The organism is Anaerocaecibacter muris, assembly GCF_943192945.1.
Classification (GTDB): Bacteria; Bacillota; Clostridia; order Christensenellales; family Pumilibacteraceae; genus Anaerocaecibacter; species Anaerocaecibacter muris.
The window spans coordinates 20,039-45,038 of record NZ_CALPCE010000010.1 but is presented as its reverse complement, the minus strand read 5'-3'; the positions used below and the strand labels follow the sequence as shown (position 1 = coordinate 45,038).

The 25,000-nt window shown below is 43.2% G+C and carries 33 protein-coding genes; 8 read left to right on the top strand and 25 right to left on the bottom strand.

Annotated features, from left to right (window positions below; genetic code table 11):
- Window positions 1-165: 165 nt before the first annotated feature.
- From NFR57_RS08505 to NFR57_RS08390, 24 genes are all read right to left on the bottom strand, one after another.
- Window positions 166-540: a hypothetical protein gene (locus tag NFR57_RS08505; protein WP_251183418.1), complete on the bottom strand. Its 375-nt coding sequence runs from the start codon at window positions 538-540 to the stop codon at window positions 166-168.
- An 18-nt stretch (window positions 541-558) separates the two neighbouring features.
- Window positions 559-864: a hemolysin XhlA family protein gene (locus tag NFR57_RS08500; RefSeq protein ID WP_251183417.1), complete on the bottom strand. Its 306-nt coding sequence runs from the start codon at window positions 862-864 to the stop codon at window positions 559-561.
- Between the two features lie 122 nt (window positions 865-986).
- On the bottom strand, window positions 987-1,361 hold the full coding sequence (locus NFR57_RS08495; protein ID WP_251183416.1) for a hypothetical protein: 375 nt from the start codon (window positions 1,359-1,361) through the stop codon (window positions 987-989).
- Window positions 1,312-2,427, bottom strand: coding sequence for an RNA-directed DNA polymerase (locus NFR57_RS08490; RefSeq protein ID WP_251183415.1), 1,116 nt, complete (start codon window positions 2,425-2,427; stop codon window positions 1,312-1,314). Before NFR57_RS08490 ends, NFR57_RS08495 begins: the two co-directional genes overlap by 50 nt.
- A 325-nt stretch (window positions 2,428-2,752) precedes the next feature.
- Window positions 2,753-3,964 (bottom strand): hypothetical protein, encoded by a 1,212-nt coding sequence (locus NFR57_RS08485; protein WP_251183414.1) that lies wholly within the window; start codon window positions 3,962-3,964, stop codon window positions 2,753-2,755.
- A 15-nt stretch (window positions 3,965-3,979) separates the two neighbouring features.
- Entirely contained in the window at window positions 3,980-4,669 is a 690-nt protein-coding gene (locus NFR57_RS08480; protein WP_251183413.1) for a BppU family phage baseplate upper protein, read from the bottom strand.
- Entirely contained in the window at window positions 4,662-5,042 is a 381-nt protein-coding gene (locus NFR57_RS08475) for a hypothetical protein (RefSeq protein ID WP_251183412.1), read from the bottom strand. Before NFR57_RS08475 ends, NFR57_RS08480 begins: the two co-directional genes overlap by 8 nt.
- Before the next feature lie 12 nt (window positions 5,043-5,054).
- Window positions 5,055-7,184, bottom strand: a complete 2,130-nt coding sequence (locus NFR57_RS08470; RefSeq protein ID WP_251183411.1) for a hypothetical protein — start codon at window positions 7,182-7,184, stop codon at window positions 5,055-5,057.
- Window positions 7,184-7,567: a DUF6711 family protein gene (locus NFR57_RS08465; protein ID WP_251183410.1), complete on the bottom strand. Its 384-nt coding sequence runs from the start codon at window positions 7,565-7,567 to the stop codon at window positions 7,184-7,186. Before NFR57_RS08465 ends, NFR57_RS08470 begins: the two co-directional genes overlap by 1 nt.
- 3 nt (window positions 7,568-7,570) lie before the next feature.
- Window positions 7,571-10,519: a phage tail tape measure protein gene (locus tag NFR57_RS08460; protein ID WP_251183409.1), complete on the bottom strand. Its 2,949-nt coding sequence runs from the start codon at window positions 10,517-10,519 to the stop codon at window positions 7,571-7,573.
- A 13-nt stretch (window positions 10,520-10,532) separates the two neighbouring features.
- Window positions 10,533-10,985, bottom strand: coding sequence for a hypothetical protein (locus NFR57_RS08455; RefSeq protein ID WP_251183408.1), 453 nt, complete (start codon window positions 10,983-10,985; stop codon window positions 10,533-10,535).
- Window positions 10,970-11,296, bottom strand: coding sequence for a DUF5055 domain-containing protein (locus NFR57_RS08450; RefSeq protein WP_251183407.1), 327 nt, complete (start codon window positions 11,294-11,296; stop codon window positions 10,970-10,972). The genes NFR57_RS08455 and NFR57_RS08450 overlap by 16 nt, the downstream gene beginning before the upstream one ends.
- 13 nt (window positions 11,297-11,309) lie before the next feature.
- Complete coding sequence (locus tag NFR57_RS08445) at window positions 11,310-11,759, bottom strand: phage tail protein (protein ID WP_251183406.1); 450 nt, start codon at window positions 11,757-11,759, stop codon at window positions 11,310-11,312.
- A gap of 3 nt (window positions 11,760-11,762) precedes the next feature.
- Complete coding sequence (locus NFR57_RS08440; RefSeq protein ID WP_251183405.1) at window positions 11,763-12,164, bottom strand: hypothetical protein; 402 nt, start codon at window positions 12,162-12,164, stop codon at window positions 11,763-11,765.
- The gene (locus NFR57_RS08435; RefSeq protein WP_251183404.1) at window positions 12,161-12,685 is read right to left on the bottom strand and encodes a hypothetical protein; all 525 of its coding nucleotides are present in this window, start codon (window positions 12,683-12,685) and stop codon (window positions 12,161-12,163) included. The genes NFR57_RS08440 and NFR57_RS08435 overlap by 4 nt, the downstream gene beginning before the upstream one ends.
- Window positions 12,669-13,058 (bottom strand): hypothetical protein, encoded by a 390-nt coding sequence (locus tag NFR57_RS08430; protein ID WP_251183403.1) that lies wholly within the window; start codon window positions 13,056-13,058, stop codon window positions 12,669-12,671. The genes NFR57_RS08435 and NFR57_RS08430 overlap by 17 nt, the downstream gene beginning before the upstream one ends.
- A complete protein-coding gene (locus NFR57_RS08425) occupies window positions 13,059-13,373 on the bottom strand; it encodes a phage head-tail connector protein (protein WP_251183402.1) in 315 nt (104 codons plus the stop codon).
- 19 nt (window positions 13,374-13,392) lie between these two features.
- A complete protein-coding gene (locus NFR57_RS08420) occupies window positions 13,393-14,481 on the bottom strand; it encodes an Ig domain-containing protein (protein WP_251183401.1) in 1,089 nt (362 codons plus the stop codon).
- Between the two features lie 5 nt (window positions 14,482-14,486).
- Window positions 14,487-15,071, bottom strand: coding sequence for a hypothetical protein (locus NFR57_RS08415; protein WP_251183400.1), 585 nt, complete (start codon window positions 15,069-15,071; stop codon window positions 14,487-14,489).
- Between the two features lie 297 nt (window positions 15,072-15,368).
- The gene (locus NFR57_RS08410; protein WP_251183399.1) at window positions 15,369-16,793 is read right to left on the bottom strand and encodes a phage portal protein; all 1,425 of its coding nucleotides are present in this window, start codon (window positions 16,791-16,793) and stop codon (window positions 15,369-15,371) included.
- A 110-nt stretch (window positions 16,794-16,903) separates the two neighbouring features.
- Window positions 16,904-18,571: a hypothetical protein gene (locus tag NFR57_RS08405; RefSeq protein WP_251183398.1), complete on the bottom strand. Its 1,668-nt coding sequence runs from the start codon at window positions 18,569-18,571 to the stop codon at window positions 16,904-16,906.
- 91 nt (window positions 18,572-18,662) lie between these two features.
- A complete protein-coding gene (locus NFR57_RS08400; protein ID WP_251183397.1) occupies window positions 18,663-19,103 on the bottom strand; it encodes a hypothetical protein in 441 nt (146 codons plus the stop codon).
- Entirely contained in the window at window positions 19,100-19,669 is a 570-nt protein-coding gene (locus NFR57_RS08395) for a recombinase family protein (protein WP_251183396.1), read from the bottom strand. Before NFR57_RS08395 ends, NFR57_RS08400 begins: the two co-directional genes overlap by 4 nt.
- Window positions 19,666-19,905, bottom strand: coding sequence for a hypothetical protein (locus NFR57_RS08390; RefSeq protein WP_251183395.1), 240 nt, complete (start codon window positions 19,903-19,905; stop codon window positions 19,666-19,668). Before NFR57_RS08390 ends, NFR57_RS08395 begins: the two co-directional genes overlap by 4 nt.
- Before the next feature lie 468 nt (window positions 19,906-20,373).
- On the opposite strand from NFR57_RS08390, the gene NFR57_RS08385 reads away from it, so the two are divergent.
- The 8 genes from NFR57_RS08385 (at window position 20,374) to NFR57_RS08350 (ending at window position 24,364) form a co-directional block, all read left to right on the top strand.
- Complete coding sequence (locus NFR57_RS08385; protein ID WP_251183394.1) at window positions 20,374-20,685, top strand: hypothetical protein; 312 nt, start codon at window positions 20,374-20,376, stop codon at window positions 20,683-20,685.
- Window positions 20,686-21,066: 381 nt separating this feature from the next.
- The gene (locus NFR57_RS08380; protein ID WP_251183393.1) at window positions 21,067-21,381 is read left to right on the top strand and encodes a hypothetical protein; all 315 of its coding nucleotides are present in this window, start codon (window positions 21,067-21,069) and stop codon (window positions 21,379-21,381) included.
- Between the two features lie 144 nt (window positions 21,382-21,525).
- Window positions 21,526-22,011, top strand: coding sequence for a hypothetical protein (locus tag NFR57_RS08375; protein WP_251183392.1), 486 nt, complete (start codon window positions 21,526-21,528; stop codon window positions 22,009-22,011).
- Window positions 22,011-22,226: a hypothetical protein gene (locus tag NFR57_RS08370; RefSeq protein ID WP_251183391.1), complete on the top strand. Its 216-nt coding sequence runs from the start codon at window positions 22,011-22,013 to the stop codon at window positions 22,224-22,226. The genes NFR57_RS08375 and NFR57_RS08370 overlap by 1 nt, the downstream gene beginning before the upstream one ends.
- 118 nt (window positions 22,227-22,344) lie before the next feature.
- Window positions 22,345-22,812 carry a hypothetical protein gene (locus tag NFR57_RS08365; RefSeq protein WP_251183390.1) on the top strand — a complete coding sequence of 156 codons (468 nt, stop codon included), beginning with the start codon at window positions 22,345-22,347 and terminating at the stop codon, window positions 22,810-22,812.
- A 13-nt stretch (window positions 22,813-22,825) separates the two neighbouring features.
- The gene (locus tag NFR57_RS08360; protein WP_251183389.1) at window positions 22,826-23,032 is read left to right on the top strand and encodes a hypothetical protein; all 207 of its coding nucleotides are present in this window, start codon (window positions 22,826-22,828) and stop codon (window positions 23,030-23,032) included.
- Between the two features lie 11 nt (window positions 23,033-23,043).
- Window positions 23,044-23,247 (top strand): hypothetical protein, encoded by a 204-nt coding sequence (locus NFR57_RS08355; RefSeq protein ID WP_251183388.1) that lies wholly within the window; start codon window positions 23,044-23,046, stop codon window positions 23,245-23,247.
- 1 nt (window position 23,248) lies between these two features.
- Window positions 23,249-24,364 carry an FtsK/SpoIIIE domain-containing protein gene (locus NFR57_RS08350; protein WP_251183387.1) on the top strand — a complete coding sequence of 372 codons (1,116 nt, stop codon included), beginning with the start codon at window positions 23,249-23,251 and terminating at the stop codon, window positions 24,362-24,364.
- A gap of 73 nt (window positions 24,365-24,437) precedes the next feature.
- Here NFR57_RS08350 and NFR57_RS08345 read toward each other — a convergent pair whose 3' ends face one another.
- A complete protein-coding gene (locus NFR57_RS08345; protein WP_251183386.1) occupies window positions 24,438-24,854 on the bottom strand; it encodes a DNA-packaging protein in 417 nt (138 codons plus the stop codon).
- Window positions 24,855-25,000: the final 146 nt, after the last annotated feature.

Sequence of the window (25,000 nt, the reverse complement as noted above, 5' to 3'; positions counted from 1 at the left end):
CGAGCGATAAACTAAACTTGTAGAAGTCCCCGCAAACCCGCGTCGGAAACCGGTTCGATTCCGGTCATCTCCACCATAACAAGCAAATACGCACCCTATATTTTGTTAGGGCAAGTGTTCGCAATCAATGTAAAACACCGCTTCGAGTGAGGCGGTGTTTTGTCGTTATTTATTCTTTAACTGATAGATAGAACTTTCAATCTGCGTTGTGAGCCATTCTTCAATGTCTGTGCCACTCTCTGTCATATAGTTAGTGAATTCGGTAGAGAGCTGCGCTCTTGCGGCTGTACGGGCTTGATTTAGGGCTTCTCTTTGCGCTTCGGGTGTGAATTCACCTTTTGCTTTGAGAGTTTCCACGAATGTTTGATATGTAGCCTGTACAACGCTTGTAACGGAGCTTATCGCTTGATTGAGAATAGCACGGAGCTTATCATTCTTAATCTTCGTATTGAGCCACGCCACCAAAACGCTTACCGCCCACGATGCCAAGCCCGTGAGAATAACGCTTACGACACTAATGATAATAGATTGCCAAGTCATACTGATACCTCCTTGTTTTTATATTAAAAGCGCGATAAGTGCGCCAAGTATGCCGCCGATAACCGTTGTAATAATGCAACTGATAATTGTGCGCTTATAATACTTTGCGTTATCGGCAGGTTCGGTTTCGAGTTTTTTCAACCTTTCGCCTTGCTCTTTCTGTTCGTCAAACATATAGCCCATATTGATGGCAAGTTTATTGACGGATTGTGTGAGTTCTCCGATTTCAGATTGTTTCTGTTCGACTTCCTCAACACGATGCTTTAACGACTTGATTTCGTGGTCGTGGTCGTTAAGTTTGAGTGCAATCTGCTGTTCGTTCATTATGAAGTACCTCCTTAAAGAATTCGTCCGAGTTTATTTTGCCGCGCTCTAAACACCTGTACCACAATTCGCAGGGCGTAGAACACGGTTTGTTTTTGCTTTCACAGGCTTTACAGATATTCTCAATCGTGAGTAACATTTTGCACCCCGTAATATTCTCTTGCGAATGTTTTACACGCCGTTACATAAGCGAGATATACGGCGTATTCTTCATTCTCGCTGTCGGTGATACCTTTACGCATAAGCGATATTTCATCGCCGGGAGTGTATTTCAACGCCACTAACGCCGAAACCATATCATCGTAGTTGTCAACGCTTACGGTTTCAAGGTAAAGACGGTATTCATATTCCGTGTGCTTTTTATTGCTTTCACGATCCGTTACAGTTACCTTTTGTGTGTTGTCGGTATGGGTAAGTTCATACACATTTCCGAAAAGGTGGTTGATGTCAAACTGCTGCGGCGAGTTTACCGCCCGTGTAATATTTCCTGCTTTCATTTCTGATAATCTCCTTTATTTTTGATAAATTTATTTTACCGTTAATGTGGTTGCGCCTTACATTTTCGCTATCGGTGTGTTTCAAATAGCCGTTGTAAGACATAAACGCTTGACAATTCTTCGGCGTATAATGACCTTTTTGCAAGCTACGGATATTTCGTAACAGGCGTAGAAAGATTGTTTTGCGTATAGTAGTTTTATATCGAAAGAACTTGAACCCAACAAAATCGGTTGCCCTGTGTTCTCTCGACCGTTTTGGTCGCTCTTTCTTATCCTTGAGGTACGGCATTTTGTAAACCTGCCAATTATATTTCAATCGTAACCCAAGTTTTACATTTAGAAATTCTGCCATTTTCTTACGATCTTCGTGAAGCTCTCTTTTGTTGCCGCAATACATAACCATATCGTCCATATACCGAACAGAATGTGTAATATGCAAAGTTTCTTTGACATAACGGTCGTTAGGAGTAAGATAAAAATTAGCAAGCGGAGCGGAAGTATAAAAACCTATCGGAAGTCCTGCGCCTTTGAAAGCATAAATTATTTTCGCAAGTATCGCAATAATCCGTTTATCTTTAATTTTCCGTTCGAGCATTTCAACTAATTTTTCTTTATCTATGCTCGCATAATAGGATTTAACATCCACTTGTAGGCAATATTTCGTACCCTTTTCATCTTTAAGCATTCTTTCAACTGCGCGTTTCGCATAGTGAGTTCCACGCCCTTTGATAGATGCACAAGAATACTCATAGTACGATTTCATTAAAACTTCGCCTACGATTTGCATAACCGCCCAATGGGCGCAGTGGTCGGGAAAGAATTGAGGTTTGTCTAATTCACGCTTTTTGCCTTTTGTTCCCTCGTAGGTAATTCCACGTTCACCATCGTGAAATTCTGCATCGGGATCGAGAAGAAATTCCTGTAAGCGTTCTGCCGCCTCGTCTAAATGCTCCACATACCACGCAACGCTTTTTCGTCTGCGCTTTTTCTTGCTTGCATTTAAGATTGCACGTTTGCAATTCTCAATGTCAGCAATTTGTTCTAATGTTATTTTTGCTCTATTCATATAACCGTTGTTCACAAGATGAGAGAAATTACTTTCTCTTTTCGCCTAATGCGCTTTCGCATCTTTCGACCTACTAACACACCTTTGCTTTGACGATATTTCTCCCAAGAGGGACGGGGATTGTGAGGTATAACCAAGTTTCATAGAAAAGAGATAGGCGCGCACCGATATTCCAATTCGAGTTGCCGACCGTATTATTCAGATTCCAATACGACAGACCGCAGTCACGACCGTTATTCAGATTACCGCCACACTCACAAACCCCGTGTATATTAAATATGTTATTTACGCAGCACAAAGGGGGAGAACCCCCTTAAAATCCCCCCTACAAAGACCTATGAGAAAGGCGCGCACCGATAAACCAATACGAGTAGCCGACCGTACTATACAGATACCAAAACGACAGACCGCAGTCACGACCGTTATACAGATAACCGCCAAAGAAAACGGTTCTTGCCCCACTTGCTACCCATACATAATCTGCATAATAGGTAGCATCAGAACCGCCGACAGCGGTCGGGAGAATAACTTCGGGATGTTGTGCATCATATCCCATAGTCTTGACATATCCGTTTTCCGTAGTTACAGAATAATTTACCGCACTGAACGCTTCGTTTGTGTTCGGAGTGCTTGTTTCCGTCCATTTTTGCAGGTCATCACATACATAGGGAACATAATCAAGAATAGTAATATCAAGAACGTGCTTCCATTGATTTCCCCATAAATTTTCGATTCCGAGCATTTTGAACGAATGAAGTTTATCGTTCGCTACCGTGCCGTGTAAACCATTGATCACATCCGTTTGTCCGGGCATAATAAGGTTGGATTCATCCCACGAATTGTCCGTATGTCCGTAATATCCTGCATCGCTGTTTTTGGATGCAAGCTGTATGTAAATTAACGGTTGCCAAATTTCCGTAATTTCGCTTGCGGTGGTAATGCAATAGAATTCACGGGTTAAATCGGTTATACCGAGTTTGGAGTGCCACGCCTTTGCCCTGTCAAACGCCGCCGTCCTTGTAAGGCTTCTTGCAAGCGTAGAGCCGCTTTTCGAGTTAAGATAGGTTACGCCGTCAATCGTTTCCGTACCGCCCTCGTAAACGGCAATATCGACATATTTCCAATTAGGTAGGAACGCTTTCGGAAGTCTGTAACCCGGTTGAACCTGTTTTCTGCATACCCAAATATACTCATAGTTTCCTATGGTTTCTTTGAGATAGTAGAACCTACTGAAACGCCTGAAAACATTTCCTGCGGCATCCGTCCAAAGTGCAGGATTAAACAGGTCATAAGCCGCAAACGGACAGTTTGCATTTCCGTTGTTAATGTTTCTTGTAAAGGTGATATTCCAAGCGGAAATAACCCCATTTTGCCTAATAACACGCTCACCTGCGGAATTGCTTGCACCGATAGTAAAACGCACTCCGTATTCGATTGAATCGTTACGGATCGCCGCACCTAATCCTTGAAGTGCAGCTACAATGTCTTGCCCCGTTTCGTCCGTCATAATTCTATGTTTTTCGGTTGATGTTGACATAATTTTTTGCTCCTTTTAATTTGTTGATTTATCTTGATAACAGGGATAACCCTCGTCATCGTAGAAGAAAGTTATTTGCATAGTAGCGGCTATTGCTTCTATGTTTGCGGCGTTTTCAACCACTTCATTAGCGGCATCGGTAGCTGTTTCCATAGCCGATTTCAAGGAGTTGAAAGTCTGTTGCCGTTGCGTTTCCGCCGTAACACGGGAATTTTCGGCAGTTACACGCCCAGCTTCTGCGGCAGACATATTGGTATTAAGCGTTTGCACTTGCAGGATAAGCCCTGTAAGCACATCGTAATTTTCATCTTCCGTAACAGCGTTCCCGTCATAGGCGGCAGGTTGTACCCGTATGATGAATTCAAGCGTAGTCAAACGGTTATCGCCCGTAATCATAGATATATCCGCTCGAACTTCACCATCTCTTTCTAACGCCCAATAGGGCAACGGTACTTTAACTTTACCGTCAATGACAGAACCGCTGAATGCCGCCTGATAATCGCTTGTAGCTTCTCCGTCATTGTGCGGTCGTTCAAAGTTAATGGTTATTGCAGAATTCGCATCAACCGTCATAGCTTTGCCGAGATTCGTGATAGTTGCTAAAATGTAACGGGTTGCTTTGTCGTACTGTTTAGCCAAGATAGCCGCAAAGATATTTTCCCGTGCAACATCTATTTCAAGCTCTCTTACAATTTCGTTAGCCATTTGCATCCTCCTTAATAAAATCTTCGATTATGGCAATATCGAGAACGGATAAAGTTAAATTTTGCAATTCGTCCAAAGTGAACGATATATCCGGTACGGTAACTTCAATATTGTTCAGTTCTTCGATTGCCTTTTTGAACTCATCGCTTTTTTCAAGGACGATATTCCCATTATTATCGAGAACGAATTTCCCGTTTTCGTCCTTTTTACCGCAGTCTTGAAGTAGCTCACGGAATTTTGTGTTGAAAAATTCTTCTTCAAATTCTATCGCTTTGATAAACTTCAAGAGCTTGTACGATAGACGGGGCGGTAAGCGCATCCGAATAAAGGGAGTGAATACGCCTTTGATTTTTAGTAATTGTCCGATTTTCATATTTACCTCCTATTAAACTACGATCGTGCCACCGCCACCCGATGAGCCACCTGACGAATTTTTCCAAACTAACGGTACTACATTTCCGCTACCTGCATTCGTCCGTAAATCATTTATGCTTCCCTCAATTATGCGAATTTCAAATATAGGAACAGATGTTCCCTGCGACACGGCGGCATAGTGTTCGTAGTTTTCAAATCCAAAGAAGATTACTACTGTGAATGCACCTGATGAACTTGCCGGCATTCGATTGTCTGTATCTTGAATTTCAAAAAGCGGATAATACTTATTGTGATAATAAGGGCGGTTTAATATTGTCGCACCCGATGTTTCTTTGATTTTTGTTTCGATAACCCAATTATCGTGGAGAATACACCTTGCTTGACTGAATTCAACCCAACCGGCGTGGGATATATCTTCTTTGTTATTTAGTTGATTTTCGCTACCGAATTTAATGGTGTTAGTAATCCAATGATAATACTCTGTAAACGAGGGGGATATAAACACGCCATCATTAGGTTGAAGCTCCGTTCCGCCCGATGAAGCGTATAATGCACCGTCCCGTAAAGTAAATCCACCGATAGTACCCGATACTGCTTCAATAGAACCTTTTACCGTCAAGCCGTCCGCCGTTACCTGCATAACGGTTTCGTTGTTGGATTTGAGCGTAAACCCATCCGCCGTTAAGCTCCACGAAAAAGACTGATCGTTTCCGCCTGTTGCGCTTACCTTTGCGGCTATTGCATCGGCAGTTAATGACAGTTGAGAGCTTAACGCCTGTTCCGCACCTGTTGCACGGGTTACTTCGGCGGTTATTGCATCCGCCGTTGCGCTAATGCGTGAACCGAGAGCTTCTTCCGCTTCCGTAGCCCGTGTTACCTCAAGCGTGATAGCTTCCGAAGTCTGCTGGATGGTGGAAGATAAAACTTCTTCCGCACCTGTTGCACGGGTTACTTCGGCGGTTATTGCACTTTGCAATAAACCATCTGCCGCCGTAAACTCCTGCCGTACTTCTGCCATACCTGTCGCAATTTGCTTTTTAACTTTTTGTACAACAACGGCTTGTTGTGTATTCAAAGGATTTTGATTGCTATAAGAATTTTTCTTAACGGTTTCACCTTTACCTGCAATTTCGTTCGACATATTCATTTTGAACGTCGTATTCGTAATAATTGTGTTATGTGCTACCTTATTTTTATCTGTATAGGAAATGCAGTCTAACGGATAAAGGAAAGGCATAGGCTTAATTGAGCAGGAATAAGGGCGGTAGGTAAATCCTCCGACAACCGCATACAGTTTTTCGACAACGCTTTCAAAATCGTGAGTAATGAGTTTATTACCCATAATGTTGAACGCATAGTCATCCGTGCCTTTTAGATAGACACTATCGTTTTCATCGGTTATCTGAATACCCGTTATGGTAACATCGTTTTCGTACAGATCAGAAGAATATCTGTCGGACGGTGTAATATTTATATCCGTGCTTGAATACCATTCCAAGCGCAATTCGCCGTTCCAATCAATGTAGGCGCAAGTACCCGTAAGTTGTGCCGCCCATTGTATGAGCTGCCTATATGTCAATTCTTCGTCCACTTCGGGTACATAGGTTATCATATAATCGTAGTTAGGTAACTGCGTTAAATCGGTATGCAAAGGAACACCGCAGGTCGTACAGCAGGTTTCGATTAAGGTTTTCACCGATGCCGGGAAAATATTTCCCGTAACAACGGTATCAAACTTCACCATCCTATCGAGCGCGGAAAGCGTAATGCTTGTAAGTTTGCGCGGCGGATCGTCAATGGTAAAAAAACCGCACGGAATCCACTCAATTTTTGCGTTTTCCCATTTACCTGCATCCCATTTTTTAACGCCGATTTTTACTTCTAATTCGGCATCTTCAAATACTTCGTCTGCGAAGCGGTCATCAGTATTTTCGAGCGTAAGCGAAAGTTCCGCCGCCACCGCAGAACCGAGTTCAAGTTTAGTATTAGATACGCAATATCTATCAATGGATAATCCACCTTGACGAATGTCCGATTCCGTTAAAGTGAACGTGCGGTTTTTGCCGTGAAAAATAATTTCCACGACCTGCCTGTAATTTTCTTTATAAAGTTTTTTTACATATTCGGAAATAGGGTACATTATTTCCTCCCATCGCGCTCGATAAGGTTGAAAGATATTTTCGACCACACTCCGAGTGCGGCATTATAAAGGGGAGAAGTACGGTTGCCGACATAAAATTTTGAAGTAACGAATTTTCCCTGCATAGCATCGAGGTATGTAACTTTTATATATTCGGGATTGAACGCTTGCAAAATTTTAGCGGCATCCGCTATTGAAACATTTTGCCACGAAAGCTCTATACCTACCACTTGCCCGATGCGCTTCTTATCCATAACGGTATCTTCGGTTCGTCCTGCATCGGAAGCGGAAATGTCTTCGAGCTTCCATTGATAGGCGGAGGGGCAAGGTATAGCGTGTCCGTCAACAGATTGAATAGGATTGAATTCATCTCTTTCGTCCATACCTTACACCCCCACACTAATAACGGTTTTACCATCACGGCGGTTTTTACGCTCTGCCGCAGTAATAATGGTTTCGCCTTTAATCTTTCCGTTAGGATCGACAATCTGAATAGTCCAATCGCCGCCTTGCCCGCCGCTTTCTTCCATAGCTTCTTTAACGCCTTGTTTAATGCCTCCGATAATCTGCATATTGTTAGCAACGGCAGTTTTACCGTTGGAGAATTCTCCGACAAGCTCCGTATGGTTAGCCATAAACAGCCCATCTTCAACCATACCGCCATTAGCGTGTGCAGGAACATCAACTTCAAATTCGGAAACGCTCCCTAAATAGGATTTTATCATTTCGAGAATTGCTTGCTGTTCTTCGTAGGCTTCCTTTCTTCCGTAATAACCCCAATCGTATAACCACGCAAAACCTGTTTTATACCAAGCTCTTTCGTCTTCCATAGCGTTAGCATTTAAGGCAGAATAGATAGAGTTGATAACGGCATTCACTTGATTATTTACTTCGTTTAAGGAAGCGTTGTAGCTTTCTGCAAGGGCGGCTAAATCATCTTGACTGAACAGGTCGGGATAAAGCGCAATAAGCTGTGTAAGAGTGCTTACATTCGATGCGTAGCTTTCTTTCATTGTTGCTATGTACTTGTTGCGTTCTTCGGTTAATTCCTTTAATACTGATTCAACATCTTCCTTGTTGAACCCTGCAACCGTACCTTTTTTGAGCATCTCATCCAAAGTCATTTGCCAACCGACAGCGGCACTCTGATCCGTAAGAGTATAGGTATCTAATTCTGCACGCAGTTCTTTTAGGCGGTCATACTGTTCGGGGGTATAATTTCCGCCATTATTGCTTATTTCGTTCAACAAACTTTGATATTCGGCGTTAATACCCGTGATTTTTGCGCTTAATAAATCCTGCGCCACCTCAAGCGAGTTTACCAATTCTCCTAAACGGGCGGTGAGTTCGGGTGTGATATTCATATTGATGCCCGTAGCGATGCTTGCCATTAGAGAACCGATGGCAGCTTCATTGACTGCATTCGCCGCTTCTGCTAAATCGTTAAAAGCATTACTTAAATTCTCAATGGTTTTTGCACTCATTTCACCGTTTTGCACCGCAGCCCACAGGGTGTTATAGTTGATAGCCGCTGTGTTCAATTCTGAAATTGTATCTGCGAGAGTTTCGTTCCATTCCTGTTGCTTGTCGATACCGAGAGCATTGAAATAGCCGTAAAGAGCGGTGGTTACTTCGTCAATAGCTACGCCTGATACTTTCCAAAACTTTTCCATTTCACGGTCTTTTGCCGCTTCGCTTACAGCTTTTATCCCGGCAACAACTCCTGAAATAACGGCAACAACCGCCGCTATAATCAATCCGACCGGTCCCCACATCGCATACATAGCAGCACCGACAATAGCTAACACGGGTATCAATTCGAGTAAGCCCTGTCCGACTGATTTTGTACCTTTAACCATTGAATAAAGCGCATCATAACAAACAAACGCCTCAACCGCTACCGCCGCAATAGAGATACCTGCTTTTTGCCAAGTTTTTGCGTTTTTAAGATACTTCCAAAGGTTTTTAATACCGCCGCCGAGCTTCTTGAAGAATCCCAATACATTCACGCCTTTTATAGCGGAAATAAGTAAAACCACGCCCGTAGTGAGAGCGGCAATTTTTCCGATAGAAGCCGCAATATCCCAACCGCTAATATCAACTTCTTCAAACATTTGAGAAGCATCAACGGCGGAAGTGTCCTGCTGTCCTAAAATATTTAATTCATCGAAACCCGTAGTCGCTCTCTTTACTTCGTTGAGCGCACCTGCGTAGTCCTGCGCATATTTCTTTGCTTTAATGAACGTACTTTGCCCGTTAAGAGCTGCTCCGAGATAGCCAACACTATTAGTAATGTCAACGAGTATATCGCCGATATTTATCATTGTCGGTAACAATGCCTGTAAAGCAGGAAGTAATGCAGAGCCGACCGCATTTTTCATATACAGGAATTCAGTCTTATATCCCGACATTACGGAATTTGCCTGTTCACTAAACTTTGCGATATTTTGAATTCCATCCGTTGCCGCCTGTGAAATTTTAGATAACAAGAAACGAACTATTCTATAAAACGCAACTCTTTTGAATTGTGCGAATAGCTTTTTGAATTTACCTGCGGATTTGGTAGATTCATTTCCAAGTTCGGAAACCGCATTTGTATTTTTATTTATCTGCTGTTCTAACGACTGATACTGTAAACGCACGGAGAGCAACTGTTTTTGAAGATTATCCCAAGCAGATAAATCTATATTGCCGTTTTCGACCATACTATTGAACTTTTCTTTAAGTATTTCCGCCTGTAAACGCAAACGCTCAAATTTATCGTCTAATGTATCTGCGAGATTGTTTCCTGCAATAAAAGTTTTGTCATCCGAGTAGAAAGTTGATTTCTCGCCTAATGCGGTTTTAAGCCTATCCCGTGCTGCATTCAAAGAGCCGACAGACTGTTCAAAACTATCCGAGATGGATTCACATTCGCTCTGCATACCGTCAAGCCAATCCGGGCGAGTGATTTCTGTCGGTTGCCCGAAATTTTCAACGGCTTCACGCACTTCTTCGCTTGCACGCTGTACTTCTTCAACCGTTTCACCGAGCGGAGCTGTTACATTTTGCGTTTCGATAGTAGGCGCAGGAATAACAATTTCGCTTATCTTTTTGCCGCTTCTTTGTAATTCTCTTATGTATGCCGTAACAGCAGCAAGCTGTACGGAAAGATTATCAAATTGAATGCGCGCTATACCTTGTAACTGCTTTTTAACAGCTACAAGGTTGGCGGATTTCCCGATTTTATCGAGTTTTTTCAACGAAGATACTAACCCGTTTAGGTTTTTAGCCGCATCGGTGGCGGACGATGTTATTTCAATTTGCAACGAATCTATATTTTCTTCGCCCGGCATAGTTTGTACCTCCTTATTGTTTTTTCTGTAACGCTTGTTGCGCTTTCGAGAGCATTATTGCTCTCATTTTTTCATATCGAGCTATCCTTTCAGCTTCTTCACGCTGTTTAGCTTCCTGCTCCGTCAAAGGTATAGGCTTATCAAGATACGGGATAGGTTTAGTACCCGGTTTGGCGAAAGCGTGAAGAACAGGAGCGGCATCAATAAGTGCCTGATATACATACAATCCCTGTAACCATAATTCCTCGTTTTTCCGTTTTTTCTGCAATTCGTTAGCTTCGCGATAGGCTTTAACAAGTGTACAATCGCTATCCCAAAACTGTTCCGCTGTCATACCGATAGAAAGGTAAAAGGGAAAGATTTCGTCAAACTGTTGTGTGTAAGTTTTAAGGGGAGCAGGAGCAGCACTCCCACCCCCCTTGATTTCTTTTACGGGCAACGAACAACTTACTAATTCGTTGTCCACGATATGTTTCCCTCGTTGGATTCGGGTTCGTCCATAAGGGCAACGATGGGTTCGTTATACATATCCGCAAGGGTTTCAAACAGCTTTTCCCTGTCCGTCATCCTTGCAAATATTCTGTCGATTACTTCCTGCTTGATAAACTTGTGATGCGCAAGGAACGCGCCTCTGAAAAGTGCAGGGAGAATACTTATCGGCTTGTCTGCGACCTGCGAAAGAGTAAATCCCTGATTTTCCATCGTCTTGATAGTGTTGCGTGTGAATTCAAGGGTGTATTCGTTTCCCTCGAAAGAAAATTGAATAGTCTTTGCCATAATTCACCTCGTTTTAGCTTCCCGATGCCGTTTCATCTACGGCGATGGGTTTTGTAGGCGCGATAGTGATTTTGATTTCCTGTATCTCGTTCACGCCTTTGCCGACAATGCCTGCGCTCAAATAACCTGCGAATTTGAACTTTCCGTCCACGCCCGTAGGGGTAGGAACGCCGTTCGCATCTTCCGTTCCGCCGAACCAAACCGCAAATTGAGTTTCTTGTCCTTTCAACGCCCTTAAAGCGGTAAAGTCGGTAAGCGTATAATTTGCGGTGAATTCCATTGAATCGCTTTCCTCGATGCCCTCCTCATAAGTACGGGCGCGATCCGACAGCGTAGTTTTTTCCAACGCTTCGGGAACGGGGAATAAATCGGGAAAGTCCTTAATATTAATGAGCTTTTCCCAAGTAACGGCATTTCCGGTTCCCACCGTGCCTTTCATCAGAAAGGATTTGTAACTGTTCATATTTTACCTCCGATAAAGTTTTTTTTCTGTTGATACAACAGCGGCATACCGCCCGATAAGACAATAAACGCCGCTACCTACATCGTTTACAGGTGTTCGGCTTTTGCGAGTAAATCCCAAAGAGAGAAGTACATCATCCGCCACCTTAAAAATGTTTTTGCATTCGGTCTTATGACCGCTTTTTTTGTTCGAGAAAACATATACTTCGTACATAACCCTTGCGTGGTTTTCATTACCGCCGCTGTCTTGTGTTTTCTCATAAGAATAGTTATCCGCTTCGTAAATGCTTGCGCAAGGAAATTCAGACGGGGCGGCAACGGGATCGCCCGTAACCGTAAGAGAGGGGAATTCAGCTTTTAGTGCATTATAAACTTTCGTATAAACGGCGTTTTCTATGTCTATCACCCGAATACCTCCTTTGCAATCTTTAATAATTCAGACCGCATTTTTTTACTTGCTTCCCACATACAGCGGTTTGCAGGATTACCGTGTGTAAAAACCAAACCCCGTGCTGCCATATTAGGATCGTGCGGTTCTTCACCGTTTGTTCCCGGTTCGCCTTGATAAAACCAAAAATCGTTCTTACCCCTGTGATGCCCGTAGCCGCCACGTTCATACCCAAATTCTTCGGCTTTCTCGTGCTGCGGTGTTCCGTAATGAACGCCCGTGCCAAATTCAATAAACAGAATAGAGCTGCCGCTTGCTTTAACAATAATGGTATTATCATTTACCCATTCGGGTTCGTGAACGACCACATCATTTTCACCGTCATACTGCGCTTGCTCAAACTGAATTGTCGCTTCCGCTGTGCCTGTTTCCGCAATACGGCGTAAGAATTCCTTTTGCTTTTTTTCAAGCGATTTTTGGTATTCTTCAACCTGCTTTAACGCTTCGGATATGTTCCCGATACTAACCTTTATTTTCATTTGCGTTCACCTTGCTTATGGCGATTGATACGCTGTTCAAGGATTTTGCGACCGCTTTAACGATGTAGTCGTGGTCGGGAGTTTCACCAACCGTAGGGGGCTGTGCGATTATATCGAGGCAGAGGAGGGAGTTCGTGTCGATAGGACAAGTTATGTCATCAAGCACGATTACCTTATCGTAGATAATATTCGTGCCAAAAAGTTCGACCTGTGCATCTCCGCTCCCTGCCGAGATATTCGCTTTACACTCAACGGGTTCAAGGTATGTAACGGCATTTTCGCCCGTATAGTTCCCGTCATCGTCCGTTACAGGTTGTTTTCCGCCGTAGAGATAGTAGAAGAACGTCTGCTTGTTTTTCTTTAAGCAACGCATTTACATCACCCCACAAAACGGAATAATATCCTTTAACATATCTTCGGGAACATCCGCACTTGCATAGGTACGGTCTATGCCGTTTTCCTTATGTGCCGTTTCGCCCTCTGCTCCGCGCTTCCCAAGCAGGTAACACGCAATCGAAATTTGAGTGCGTATATACCTGTCGGGAATTTCCGTTTTACTTGTATCAAACGGGTAGAGGCGGTTGAGAATTTTATCGGCGGCAAGGGCAAGATAGGTGGATAACACGGCATCGCTTTCATCCCCGTCATACATATTTTTCAGTAATTCGAGTTTTTCATTGTCGGTCATATTACCCACCTCCCGTTAATTAGTTTCCTGCCGCTTCGCCGATAGTAAGCGTAAATTCCTTGCTTACCACGCCGTAATCGTTGGATGCGATGACGGAGAACACATACTCACCAATGGTGGTAGGCGTACCCGTAATTTTACCCTTATCGCTCATAGACAATCCGGGCGGCAGAGTGCCTCTTTCGATTTCGGCTTTAACCGTTGCCGTACCCGTCAAGGTAAGCTGTTTGGTGTAAGCCGTGCCTTTCGTACCTGCGGTAAGCGCACCTGCGGCTTCGGTTATACCTGCGCCCGTATTGCTTGCGCCCTTGACGATTCTGACAACCTGCGTTTCGTCCGTAAGAGCAGGAAGGAAGTATTTACGGGAATAAACCTTGTTCAAACGAACATTGGGATCTCTTTCCTGTTCAACTTCCGTACCTTTCTTAACGAAATAAGTAACGGCTTTTCTCGTGCCGATTACGATATATCCGTTGGGTGCATCTTTTTTGGTGTAAAGGTTAATACCTGCGACCGTGCCGATATAACCCGTCCTTACAAACGCTTCCACATACTTCAAATCGTCTTTGAGTTGCTTACGAAGCTCTGCGGTATGCGCCGCATTGACGAAGCCAAACACTTCGATAGCCTTTCTTGCATTTTCGTCTTCGGGCAAATCAAGTTTCGCCGCCGCATCCACGAATGCCGCAAAATCGAAGTTTGCGGTAGCAACGGAAAGAGTTGCTTTGCAAAATTCCGTCATAACGCGCTTCTGCGAATTATTGAACATATCCGTAGTCATATGACCGATACCCGTAGGTACGACCATAGGATCGCGCATCTGTTCCTCATCGTAATACGGAAAACGGTTCTGCAAAAGCAAAACTTTATACTGTTCTTCCGCATAGTTTACTTCGATGTTTTTGGAGTTGCCCTCGCCCATTTCAAGGCGTTCCGTTCCGTCCGTTGCTCTGTATCTGCGAATCTTCTTAATATCGCCGGCAACGCCCTCCAAAGTTTTATCTACCGTAACGAAACGGAGCAGGTCGAGTTTGGAGTTATACTGATCTTCAATCTCGTTAGCAAGCACCTCGTTATCGTAGATAATGTGATTGTGATTAAGTGCCATAATGTTTATTCCTCCGAATTAAGTTTTTTGTATAAGGTGGGATTTTCCGTTGCCAATTTCTGTTTTTGGTCGAGCGGCATAGCACGATAGGCTTCTTTCGTTATGCCGTCCGTTCCGCCGCCGGGAGGGGGATTGGGAGTGCCTTTCATAAGTTCGGCTTTAATTTGCGAACGTTGCGCCTCGATGAATTTCTTCTGATTTGCAAACAGCTTCGCCGTATCTCCATCCACCATAGCCTGTGCGGTTTCGGTAGCAAGTGCCTCATCGTAACCCAACGCTATGAGCTGTCCTTTGTTTGCAGCTAATGTTTTTTCTTTGCGGAGTGTTTCGAGTTCCGTCTGCATAGCCGCAAGTTGCTGTGCTTGTTCTTCCTTTTGCTTTTCTTCTTCGGTCTGCTTTTCGCGCAATTTACGCTTATAATCAGCCGCTTCGGTGTTGCTTTTTGAAAGAGCCGTTGTCAACCTTTCGATTTCCTTTTTGGATTCTTCATCCGCCGGAAGTTCTGCTTTTGCAAGAGCCGCTTCGATTTCCGCCGTAGTCATTCCGTCCTTATAGGAATCACCGAGAAGTTGTTTGAGTGAAAGTGCCATAAATACCTCCTGCGATTAAAGTCTTCCCTGACTATTTTTTCCGTTTTACCGTCTTTTCTTGACCTTGCGATTAAAGTCTTCCCTGACTAATCAACTCTGTCGAGTTTAATTTCTAAAAATAAAAGGTTACAAGCAAAACGCTCATAACCCTTGTTGGTTGTTTCCTGCTAACCGTTTATAGCAGTCTTTATTTTTACCTGCCGCTTAATTTCGATAACGACAATATTGTTTTTTTCTCGTTTGACCTCTGCGGTATTACCTCGCTTAATTATATCGAGAGCGATTTTAACCCATTCATTATTCGGAATTTCCATCGTTTTTACCGTCCTTTTTCTGCTCTTTTGCCATAGCTTCTTCCCGTTCAAGAGCTTTTTTCTCCTGCATTTCGGCGTATTCGGCACTCATTTTATAGGCAAGCTCCGCATCGGGGAACATTCCACAATGTTGGAACGCTAAAAGCGGATGAATTTTCCCGTTATTGAGCATCGTGGTTAAAACGGTAGATTTGTTGGAAATATTCTCATAGTTGCGGCGCGTAAACCTAACATCAACTTGCGATACTTTCAAATCTAAACCACTTATTGTTTTAGCTATATCCAAAGCAATTCGTAAAAATGCTTTTTCCGATCGTTTGAACATAAGCTCCGTGTCTTTTGCTTTTGCTTCCGCAACTTCCCAACCATCACGCATAATTACCGCAGAACCCGTGTCGGAAGTAGAGCTGCCGCCATTACGGTTAGGCATTCCGCAAATAGTAAGTATCGTTTGGTACATATCGTTGAGAATTGTTTGGGTGTTTGTCTGATTGAGTTCAGGCGTAATGTAATCGACATCCGCAGGATTATCAGAAGTGGACTTGAACTTAATACCACCCAAATCTTTCAATTCCTTAAATTGTTCGGGTGATATATCAACATTGACAAATTTAATAAGTGCTTGAATGAATTGCTCCAATCCGTTCAATCTATCCGATACGGTCAAATTGTAGGCATCGAGTAGAGGAATAACAATTTCAAATGCGCCGAGCCGAGCCGAGTTTGCAGGGTATTCAACGATTGGGATAGTATGTAAAATATGCGGTTCGTTTTTTACTATACTGTCATTGACTATTTCGTAATAATCCGTTTCAGTATAAACACTATAAACGACCGTTTCATCCGAGCGTTTCACAAACTTAACCCCCATAACAGGCTTGTTTCCAAGCCCGTTATGATATACGACAAATGTTTGTCGGGGATCAAGCGTGTAAATATGGAAAGGAGAATCGTCCGTACCTCCATCTTTATTCGGTAGAATCATCCGATAGGAAGTTCCGCAAATGGTAAACCAATCGGCAAGCTCTTTATCCTTTGATGCTTTATCTTCCGAATACATAAACTCATTAAGTTGCGTGATTTTTTCAGTAGCCGTCTTATCATTAGAACTTCTGCTAACATATTGCAAAGGTTCTCCAAGAAGATAACCGACCTTAAAGGAAGTGATTTCGTTCGCCCTGTTCACAACGATTTTGTTGTTAATTTCGGGGCGAGTATCTTTCACACGGTTTAGAATAGGTTGAACACCGTTATTGTACTGATAAAGATAATCGATGCAACTTTGATTTATGTTATGGGTAGTAAGAGCCGCTTTCAATACCGATACAATATTCTTTTTTGTGATGACATCGACATCGGTAAAAATCACTTTACGACCGACTAAATCGGTTCTCGGTTCGACAGACACGGCACTTACCTCCTTAAAATTTTTTCGAGCGCATTATAGCACAAAAATATTATAGTTGTCAATGGTTTACTTTAATTTTGGTACGAAAAGAACCATTAGAGAATATTTTATTAAAAAGGACGGCGGAAAATTTCGGGTTTTCCACCGAAAGTTCCATCTCTCATTTCAACAAGCATCGCCAACGAATCGGGGGCATCATCGTTTTTGTTTTTGCCTGTAATTTTGAAAGAAAACAGGTTCATCATAAATTGACTATACTCCTTTGAGCGTTTCCCTTGCTCCAAAAAGTAGAATTCCCTTATTTCGGGAGCTTTATCGAAAATACGAAGTTCCTTTTTCTTCGTGGTTTGCGCTCGTTTCGAGGTAATATTCAACCGATAACCCTTTTCTTTTAATCGAGCTTCAACCCATTCTTGATATTCTTCGCCGCCGTTATTAGCTTCAAATTGAGCCGCCTGAACTTTGTTTCGCAGTACAAGCTCAACTACCATAGGACGGGTGATTTTTTTATCACCTGCATTAAAGACTAAATCGTGAATGAACACATCGTTATCATACTGAAACGCAACGGGAGCGGAAACAAAATCCCCACCACCGAACGCAGGATCGCAAGCCATAAAAATACGGTCGGGTTCTCCGTCCGGGAGTATGCCATTATAATACCGCAGGTCTTCGGGAGCGAACAAAGTTCCATCACGTTCAATGGGTTCTCCCATATATTGAGCGTTCCACGAAGCAATATCGTTGTTTCGTTCAAAGGATGCGCGGCGTTGACGATAATATTCCGTAGAAAATCCAACTCCATATTGATAATCAAAGTTAGATTCGTCCGTTTCGGGATCAAGAGCAGGAATATTGATTATTTTGTAACGGACAGTTGCGTATGTAGGATCGTTTATGAGCAAATCCATTCTTACACCGGCAGGATCGACCATCGACCATCTTGTACCAACCCATAACCTTTTTGCATTTTCCTTTGCACGGGGAATAAGGTTATTATCGACTTTGAACCACGCACTTGCAAGACGGTCTTTGTTCAGAGCTTCTTCAATACCGCCGATAAGGTCATCGCTTACCAAAAACCCGTTACAGTCGCAAGCACCGTTCAGCGTTCCGTAAAGAGAACGGCAGGTAAGTGAGGGATAACGCTTTTTTCTGTCTATATTAAGAATTTCATCTTTTGCATTAGTGTTAGCGATTTTACAATCCGGGAATATTTCGTGCCAAGTATAAGTGTAGCTGTCGTTGATTACCTCAAGCGCACCTGAATACATAGCGGCGGTGATAACATCCGAGTATGCGGAGTAAAGATTTGATAATTCCGAATTGCGCCCGACAATCCAAGTAAGAGCGAACATTATCAAAGTTGTTTTACCGACACGGGGAGGCATAGAGATAAACAGTTCGTCCAACTCATCATCGACAAGCTCTTGAATAGCATCAACCACTTCTTTTAACCGTTTGCGGCGCGGAAGATAAAATCGTTCCTGCGGTTTACGGTTGATTTCAAGATACTGCATATAACTATCAAACAGGTACGGAGCTTCAAAAAGTAAAGTTCGGTTTGACAATTTTACAAGTTTCGGGATAATACCGCCGCTTAACTGACGAATACTTTTTTCACATATCGAGCGAAGCATTGTGCTGTATGAGAGAGCTTCTTTTCGCTCATCGGAAATTGCCGCACGACAAAGAGAAAACAGGTCTTCGTATGCCTGATAGTCCGTAGGTGTCTTTTTGATTTTTGCGAGAATTTTTGCAATCAACAATTTATCCATATCTTTTCTCCAAAAAGAAAAGGCTATAAGCATTTTGCTCATAGCCCTTGTTAGCTTTTAATCACGCCTTTTTGCGTGAAGTATATTAAATTTAATCTTTTAATTCATATTCGATACGGTTCAATTCTACCACATAACCGCCTGAATAGTCAATGCCGCTCTTTTCCATTTCGGCTTCGTATTCGGAGTAAAATATATTCTCCGTAACGGTTTTACCTTGCCCGATGCCGCCAACAATCTGAAATTTATATTCTACCATTTGTTCGGCGGCGGTTATCCCGAAAATGAGATAAACCGAAATGGCATCCGCACTTGCATTACTTTTTATCACATAATAGTCGTGTTTCATAACCGCCGTGCCGTTAAGTATTGCTTCGAGCCGTTCTTCTTCGGTTTTGAATTTCATTTCTTCGTGCGTAATATGCGACACGGTGAAGTCATCTTTCCAAGTGCGCGGCTTCGGTTCGTCCGTACACCCAACAAAGAGCATAAGCACCGCCGCTAACAGACAAATTAAAAACGCTTTTTTCATATATTCACCTCGCTGCATAGTCTGTACCATTTGCTTTTTGAAATGTTGAGAGCTTGCATAGCTTCTACCGCCATAAGTTCGCCGTTCTGCACTTTACCTAAATACTCTGCAAAAAGCGGCACTTCGATTTTCCGCCGACCGTCCTTGTAGCCGGGCTTCTGCTTTGCGATAGCTTTTCCTGCATCCGTGCGCTCTTTGATTATTGCACGTTCAAATTCTGCAAAGGCAAGGAGCATAGTTACCATAAGATTGCCGATAGGGGTATCTTCTATCAATCCCATATTAAGAATATGGATTTTCACGCCTTTGCTTTTTAGGTAGTCGATATATTCTAAACCCTCTTTGGTGGAACGACAAAACCTATCGAGCTTCGTAACCACCACCGTATCACCTGCGGAGCAGCTTTCGAGAAGTTTCAAAAATTTCGGGCGTTCCTTTGCGCCGCTGTAAGTTTCTTCTATCACGGAAGCGGACGGGTAACGCTCTTTTATAGCGTTGGATTGATCTTCTTTTGAATTTCCTTGTTCCTGCTTCGTTGTCGATATGCGTACATATCCGTAAATCATTTTTCTTCACCGTCAACAATATACGCACCGTCAATACGCCCTGCTTTGCCACGAGGCATAATAACAAGGTCGTAATCGAGATAGCGGAGTATTTCAATCAACTTATCCGTACTGATATTTTCCATTCTTAATCTATCGCTCACCAAGCGAACTGATTTTTGCATTCTGTCGGCAAGTTTGGATAAGCCTACATTTTGGTTTTTCATAATATCACGCATAATTTCGTTAGCTTTCATAGTATTTCTCCTGTTCGTATAATATAGCACGATTATATTCGTAATGTCAAGAGTTTTTCGTAAATTTTTCCGAAAAAATTTTAAGAGTGATAATCAAAGTGATAAAAGTGAATGATTTTAGCGATTTTCCATAAACTCTTTTATATATTACTTCCTTATAGACACTTTTAGGGAAAAACTAAATATTATTCACTTTTTACACTTAAAGGCATCCTAAATAGGGTGTCTTTTTATTTTTTGCGAGTGCATACGGGGTTCACCCACCCACCTGCTCCGCCAAAATTCCCCCACGCCCGGCGGATCGCTGCCGGGTTGACAGCTCCGCAAACGCTCCGAAAATGTGCAAAAATGAAACGCAAAAAAAATTTACGAAAAAAATCGTAAAAAGTTTATAAAAACTGTTGACAATACGAATATAATCGTATATAATAAGCATATACGAAAATAATCGTAATAGCGGAGGCAAGTATGAAAAATTTTACAATTATAACGGGGCTTAATGACAAGGACACCAAACGCCAAATAATAAGCACCACGCAAGCGGAAAAGCGGATCGCCGGGATAATCCTATTATATACAGGGGGCGCAACGCTCACACGCTGCAAGGGCATTTACACCCACAACGACAACGGCGCAACGGTTTACGAAAACAGCATTAAAGCGGAGTTAAGCGGAATCGACACCGAAACGGCGTTAAAAATTGCAAGGGATATAAAAACAGCCCTGAATCAAGAATCAATTTATTTTGCCGTTACCGATGCGGAAATAGATTTTATTTAATGGAGGTTTATATATGTACATTTCATCGCAAGCAAGGATCGACAACCTTTTTACACTCTACGAAAGGCGCGCCGGGTTTATGTCTTATCTTATTCCCGGTAGTCTGTTAGACGGTTATATTTTAACCGCGCCGGGATGCAAAACAACCATTATAAAAGAGGTTTATTTGAATTGTTATTCAAGCGGTTATTCTGTCCGCAAATATAACAAAATCCCGGCTAAATATCAAAAGGTTATCGACCTAATAGAATCGGGCGCACCTGACGAAACAGTTTATAAAGCGTTTTGCGCCTAAAATGCACCGATGAGTCTTTGAGAATTAAGACGAAATCCGCCGCCGGGCGGATCTGCATAAAAATTTTATTGTATGGAGGTAACATTATGCAAACAGTATTTAACACAACAAGCAAGGGCGCGGAAATCGTTATAATTTGCCGCTCCGAAAGCACGCGCAACGGGTTTAGGCATATAGCCGAAATTCAAGTATGCAACGGAAAACAGGGCTATTTTTACACCCTGAACACGGCTAAAATTAGCTATTTGAATCGCACTTGGGAACGGTATAACTTTGAATCGGTTATACATAAAGCCCTCGAAAAATGCGTATTATGCGCCGACAAAGCCGAAAACGCAAAACGCATTAAAGGCATCAAGACAAGAATCGACCACAAAGCCCTCCCGGTTTGGGCGTGGTAAAGGAGGCGCATTATGAAATTATTTACTTCAAGTTGTTATAATCCGTTTTTTACGGATGTAAATGGTAAGCCTTACGAAATAGGCAATATATTATTTTTTGACCGCTCCGGCGTTATATGCGAAACGGGGCGCGGATGGTTTAGTATGGGCGCAAGCACAAATAACGAATTCAGGCGCGGCGGTTTAGAGCTGCCGACCGTCTGCACCTTGAAACGCAAGGCGGATTTTTCGCTTGATTCTGCCTTTATTATCAAAATAGCGGATAATGACGATCATATTTTCGGCGTTCGTTATGCGCTTTATATCCCGGCGGCGGTTGTTGGGTTGCAAGCTCCGACTGTTAGCCGTTGCAAATGGGAAGCGCGGCATTTTGAAATAACCTATAAAAGCAATATTGAGGGCGTTGGCGTGGTTCGTTGGCATTTTGTCGATAAAGCGTTAGCACCTATTCAGGAAAAAATAACGAAGTTGGGGGAAAATCTTTCTCACGCTTACAGAGAAACGCCCGAATCCCTGCAAAAGTATATAACGGAATTGTCTGTACTTAAACGGGAATACACAAAGGAATATAATAAAATGCTTGCTATAACTCCCGATGAAGTTTTGCAACAGTACAGGAGGGCAGAATAATGAAACGAATTTCAAAACAGGAAGCACGGGATAAATACGGCGTAATTGTAACGGGCGTAAACTCCCTTTACGATTATTATTTGACCGATGACGGAAAAGTTATAGACAGCGGCGGCGATGTACGATATACACCGCCGACCGCATACGAAAAGCACAAGCAAGCTGCAAGGCAAGCCGCCATCGAGTGGCAACACGAAACAAGCGAAACGGCGTGAGTTATTCAGAATTAGCGGCGGCATCTGCACACTTTGAAAAGTTGGCGCGGCGTTTTGGGTTGGTTCGAGAATTCAGGGAAAACGCTATTATTTGATTTTATAGGAGGAATATGTTATAATGGCAGCATCAAATTTTAAGTATCAGGAAGATTTTGACCTTTGGGCGGCGGATTTTTCTATTCCGCTTTACCCTATCAATGAAGAAACAGGCGAGGAAGACGAAAACGCCGATCCCGTTGATTATCTGTTCGATAATTATATGTGCAACGAAGCCGAAAAGAAAATTGACGAAGTAAACAAAACTTTGAAATTTTTCAAGCTGTGTTTATGGGATGGGTATTATGCCGGTACACAATTAGGCGTGGACGATTCCGAAGTTCCCGGCGAGTGGTATTTTGAACAGTATAGCCGGGATGCGTTTGCCGATTATGGCGTAAATAGCTATATTCTGCGCCGTATGATAAACGCCGAGCGGAAGCGGATAAACAACGAAATTTTACCGTTATTCAAAGAATACGGATTTGACAAATACGGCATAACGGCGCGTTTCTCAAACGGTGAAACGTGGTACAGTCGAGTAGCATAAAAAGGAGGCAAATATGTACATTCATACGAAATTAAAGCAGCTTGAAGAAATGGGGATTGATTCCCCGTCTGCGTTGGCGGATTTGCTTATTAAAGGCATTCTCCCGAACGGACAAACGATTGACGATCGAACACGCAAAGAATATATAAGCGTAACTTGCGGCATCGTGTACGAAACGGCGGAGGATATTAGGCATATCCAAAACTTTATCAACAATTAAAGGAGGTAAATATGGACTACTTTGTTAGCTTTACGGAAAACGACAAAAGCGTTATTCTGCACCAAACGCCCGATAAGGCGGAAGCGGTCGGATTTGCAATCGAGCGGCAAGCCGACTACAAAGCGCAAGGCAAGCACGGAATGTTGACCGTTTACACGCTTTCAACTGAACGTGGTAAGCCGATGCAAAAGTGTTTTGAATTCCTTGAGGTGTAATATGTTCTACAATTTACCGTCAAGCAAAATACTTTCAAGCGGTTCTGCAACCGGCGCAAGCAGCAGGATTTTCAAGGGCGAGGGTATAGCCGCCGCCCTTTCTGCCTATGGTTTGCATTGTGAATTTGTTTGCGCCGATGCAGCTCCGCAAGTTATCACCTATCACTTTGACCTTTCCGATCCTATGCAGCGTAACAGCGTAAAACGGTATATAAAGCCCGTGTCTGCGATGTTGCGTTGCAAGGTGGCGGAAGTTGACAGCAACAAAAACGCACATTTTGCGCTTGAGGTAACACGGCAGGAACGGCAGTTTGTGCCTTTCTCCGATGTACTCCGTAACAAGGAATACAACGACGTTCAAAATCCTTTGTCGGCGTGTTTGGGATATGATACGGCAAGCAAGCCCGTTATTTTGGATATAACCAAAGCTCCGCATATTCTTATTGCAGGTGAAACGGGCGGCGGTAAATCCGTTTGCTTGAATACCCTGTTAAACAGCTTACTATTCAGGGCAACGCCTAACCGCCTGCGCTTGCTTATGGTTGATACTAAACGGGTTGAACTTTCCGCCTATGAGGGTTTGCCGCACCTGTTAGCACCGATAGCAAAGGACGGGCAACAAGCGTTGCAAGTGGTTAAAAATCTGAATACCCTTATGCGCTCCCGGTATGAAAAACTGAATGCGGAAGCGGTTAGCAATATCGAGCAACTACCGCCCGACAAGGCGTTACCGCATATCTGCCTGATTATTGACGAATTAGCCGATCTGATGCTTATGTGCAAGGACGAAGCAGAGCCGCTATTAGTTAGCATAGCGCAATTAGGCAGGGCGGCAGGTATTCACCTGATACTTGCAACGCAACGCCCGACAGTCAATGTTGTAACGGGTTTATTGAAAGCGAATCTCCCGTGCCGCATAGCCTTACAAACGGCATCCATACGGGATAGTATGACAATCCTCGACCATAAAGGGGCGGAACGCCTGACCGGGCGAGGCGATGCGTGGTTGAAAACTCCCGACAAAGTTGAAGAACGGCGCATACAAATAGCATTTATCGACCGTGAAGACATCAACGCCGTTTGCGGTTGGTGGCGGAATAACGGCATAACTGAATAGCATACACCCCATATAATAAAAATCCGTAGCTGCATAATCGCAACTGCGGATTTTCTTTTGCGCCCGGAAGCGGCTAATTGTCATCGTCTTCGGGATGTTCTGCAAGGTATTTTTGTTTGATAGCTTCGGGATCGTCTGCATCTCCGAGCGGATTTTTAGGTTCAACGACAATTTCCTGTTTGTCGGTATATCCGAAGTGGTTTTTACCGAGAAAAATACCGCTTACGGGGTTTATTTTGCCGTTCTGCATATAATCTTCCCAAAGGATTTCCAACGCCGCCATAGCCTTTTTTACTATGGGTAAGTGCGTAACACCTCTCGTTTCGCCTCTGTTCCAATTATTCAAAGTCTTTCTGTCAATTCCCAACGCCATAGCTAATCCGCTAACGGTGGGCTTCATATCGTCCTGTATGCAATAAGTGAAGTACCACCTAATGCGTTCTTCAACCTTTTCTGCATCGGCAATATCAATAGGCGGTAAATCCCACATACCCATTGTATGCCGTAAGTAACGGGCGTTATCTCCCGGTTGAGTGTTAACATCTCCGAATCCACCAATCCCCGTAGGATTATTTCCTTTCCGCTTTACAACTTCTTTTGCCGTATCTGCGGATATTGCAGGTAAATTCTCACCTG

Coding starts and splice junctions, on each gene's coding strand:
- NFR57_RS08505 (WP_251183418.1), bottom strand. CDS start 540: ATGACTTGGCAATCTATTATCATTAGTGTCGTAAGCGTTATTCTCACG.
- NFR57_RS08500 (WP_251183417.1), bottom strand. CDS start 864: ATGAACGAACAGCAGATTGCACTCAAACTTAACGACCACGACCACGAA.
- NFR57_RS08495 (WP_251183416.1), bottom strand. CDS start 1,361: ATGAAAGCAGGAAATATTACACGGGCGGTAAACTCGCCGCAGCAGTTT.
- NFR57_RS08490 (WP_251183415.1), bottom strand. CDS start 2,427: ATGAATAGAGCAAAAATAACATTAGAACAAATTGCTGACATTGAGAAT.
- NFR57_RS08485 (WP_251183414.1), bottom strand. CDS start 3,964: ATGTCAACATCAACCGAAAAACATAGAATTATGACGGACGAAACGGGG.
- NFR57_RS08480 (WP_251183413.1), bottom strand. CDS start 4,669: ATGGCTAACGAAATTGTAAGAGAGCTTGAAATAGATGTTGCACGGGAA.
- NFR57_RS08475 (WP_251183412.1), bottom strand. CDS start 5,042: ATGAAAATCGGACAATTACTAAAAATCAAAGGCGTATTCACTCCCTTT.
- NFR57_RS08470 (WP_251183411.1), bottom strand. CDS start 7,184: ATGTACCCTATTTCCGAATATGTAAAAAAACTTTATAAAGAAAATTAC.
- NFR57_RS08465 (WP_251183410.1), bottom strand. CDS start 7,567: ATGGACGAAAGAGATGAATTCAATCCTATTCAATCTGTTGACGGACAC.
- NFR57_RS08460 (WP_251183409.1), bottom strand. CDS start 10,519: ATGCCGGGCGAAGAAAATATAGATTCGTTGCAAATTGAAATAACATCG.
- NFR57_RS08450 (WP_251183407.1), bottom strand. CDS start 11,296: ATGGCAAAGACTATTCAATTTTCTTTCGAGGGAAACGAATACACCCTT.
- NFR57_RS08445 (WP_251183406.1), bottom strand. CDS start 11,759: ATGAACAGTTACAAATCCTTTCTGATGAAAGGCACGGTGGGAACCGGA.
- NFR57_RS08435 (WP_251183404.1), bottom strand. CDS start 12,685: ATGAAAATAAAGGTTAGTATCGGGAACATATCCGAAGCGTTAAAGCAG.
- NFR57_RS08430 (WP_251183403.1), bottom strand. CDS start 13,058: ATGCGTTGCTTAAAGAAAAACAAGCAGACGTTCTTCTACTATCTCTAC.
- NFR57_RS08425 (WP_251183402.1), bottom strand. CDS start 13,373: ATGACCGACAATGAAAAACTCGAATTACTGAAAAATATGTATGACGGG.
- NFR57_RS08420 (WP_251183401.1), bottom strand. CDS start 14,481: ATGGCACTTAATCACAATCACATTATCTACGATAACGAGGTGCTTGCT.
- NFR57_RS08415 (WP_251183400.1), bottom strand. CDS start 15,071: ATGGCACTTTCACTCAAACAACTTCTCGGTGATTCCTATAAGGACGGA.
- NFR57_RS08405 (WP_251183398.1), bottom strand. CDS start 18,571: ATGGATAAATTGTTGATTGCAAAAATTCTCGCAAAAATCAAAAAGACA.
- NFR57_RS08400 (WP_251183397.1), bottom strand. CDS start 19,103: ATGAAAAAAGCGTTTTTAATTTGTCTGTTAGCGGCGGTGCTTATGCTC.
- NFR57_RS08395 (WP_251183396.1), bottom strand. CDS start 19,669: ATGATTTACGGATATGTACGCATATCGACAACGAAGCAGGAACAAGGA.
- NFR57_RS08390 (WP_251183395.1), bottom strand. CDS start 19,905: ATGAAAGCTAACGAAATTATGCGTGATATTATGAAAAACCAAAATGTA.
- NFR57_RS08385 (WP_251183394.1), top strand. CDS start 20,374: ATGAAAAATTTTACAATTATAACGGGGCTTAATGACAAGGACACCAAA.
- NFR57_RS08380 (WP_251183393.1), top strand. CDS start 21,067: ATGCAAACAGTATTTAACACAACAAGCAAGGGCGCGGAAATCGTTATA.
- NFR57_RS08375 (WP_251183392.1), top strand. CDS start 21,526: ATGGGCGCAAGCACAAATAACGAATTCAGGCGCGGCGGTTTAGAGCTG.
- NFR57_RS08370 (WP_251183391.1), top strand. CDS start 22,011: ATGAAACGAATTTCAAAACAGGAAGCACGGGATAAATACGGCGTAATT.
- NFR57_RS08365 (WP_251183390.1), top strand. CDS start 22,345: ATGGCAGCATCAAATTTTAAGTATCAGGAAGATTTTGACCTTTGGGCG.
- NFR57_RS08360 (WP_251183389.1), top strand. CDS start 22,826: ATGTACATTCATACGAAATTAAAGCAGCTTGAAGAAATGGGGATTGAT.
- NFR57_RS08355 (WP_251183388.1), top strand. CDS start 23,044: ATGGACTACTTTGTTAGCTTTACGGAAAACGACAAAAGCGTTATTCTG.
- NFR57_RS08350 (WP_251183387.1), top strand. CDS start 23,249: ATGTTCTACAATTTACCGTCAAGCAAAATACTTTCAAGCGGTTCTGCA.
- NFR57_RS08345 (WP_251183386.1), bottom strand. CDS start 24,854: ATGTGGGATTTACCGCCTATTGATATTGCCGATGCAGAAAAGGTTGAA.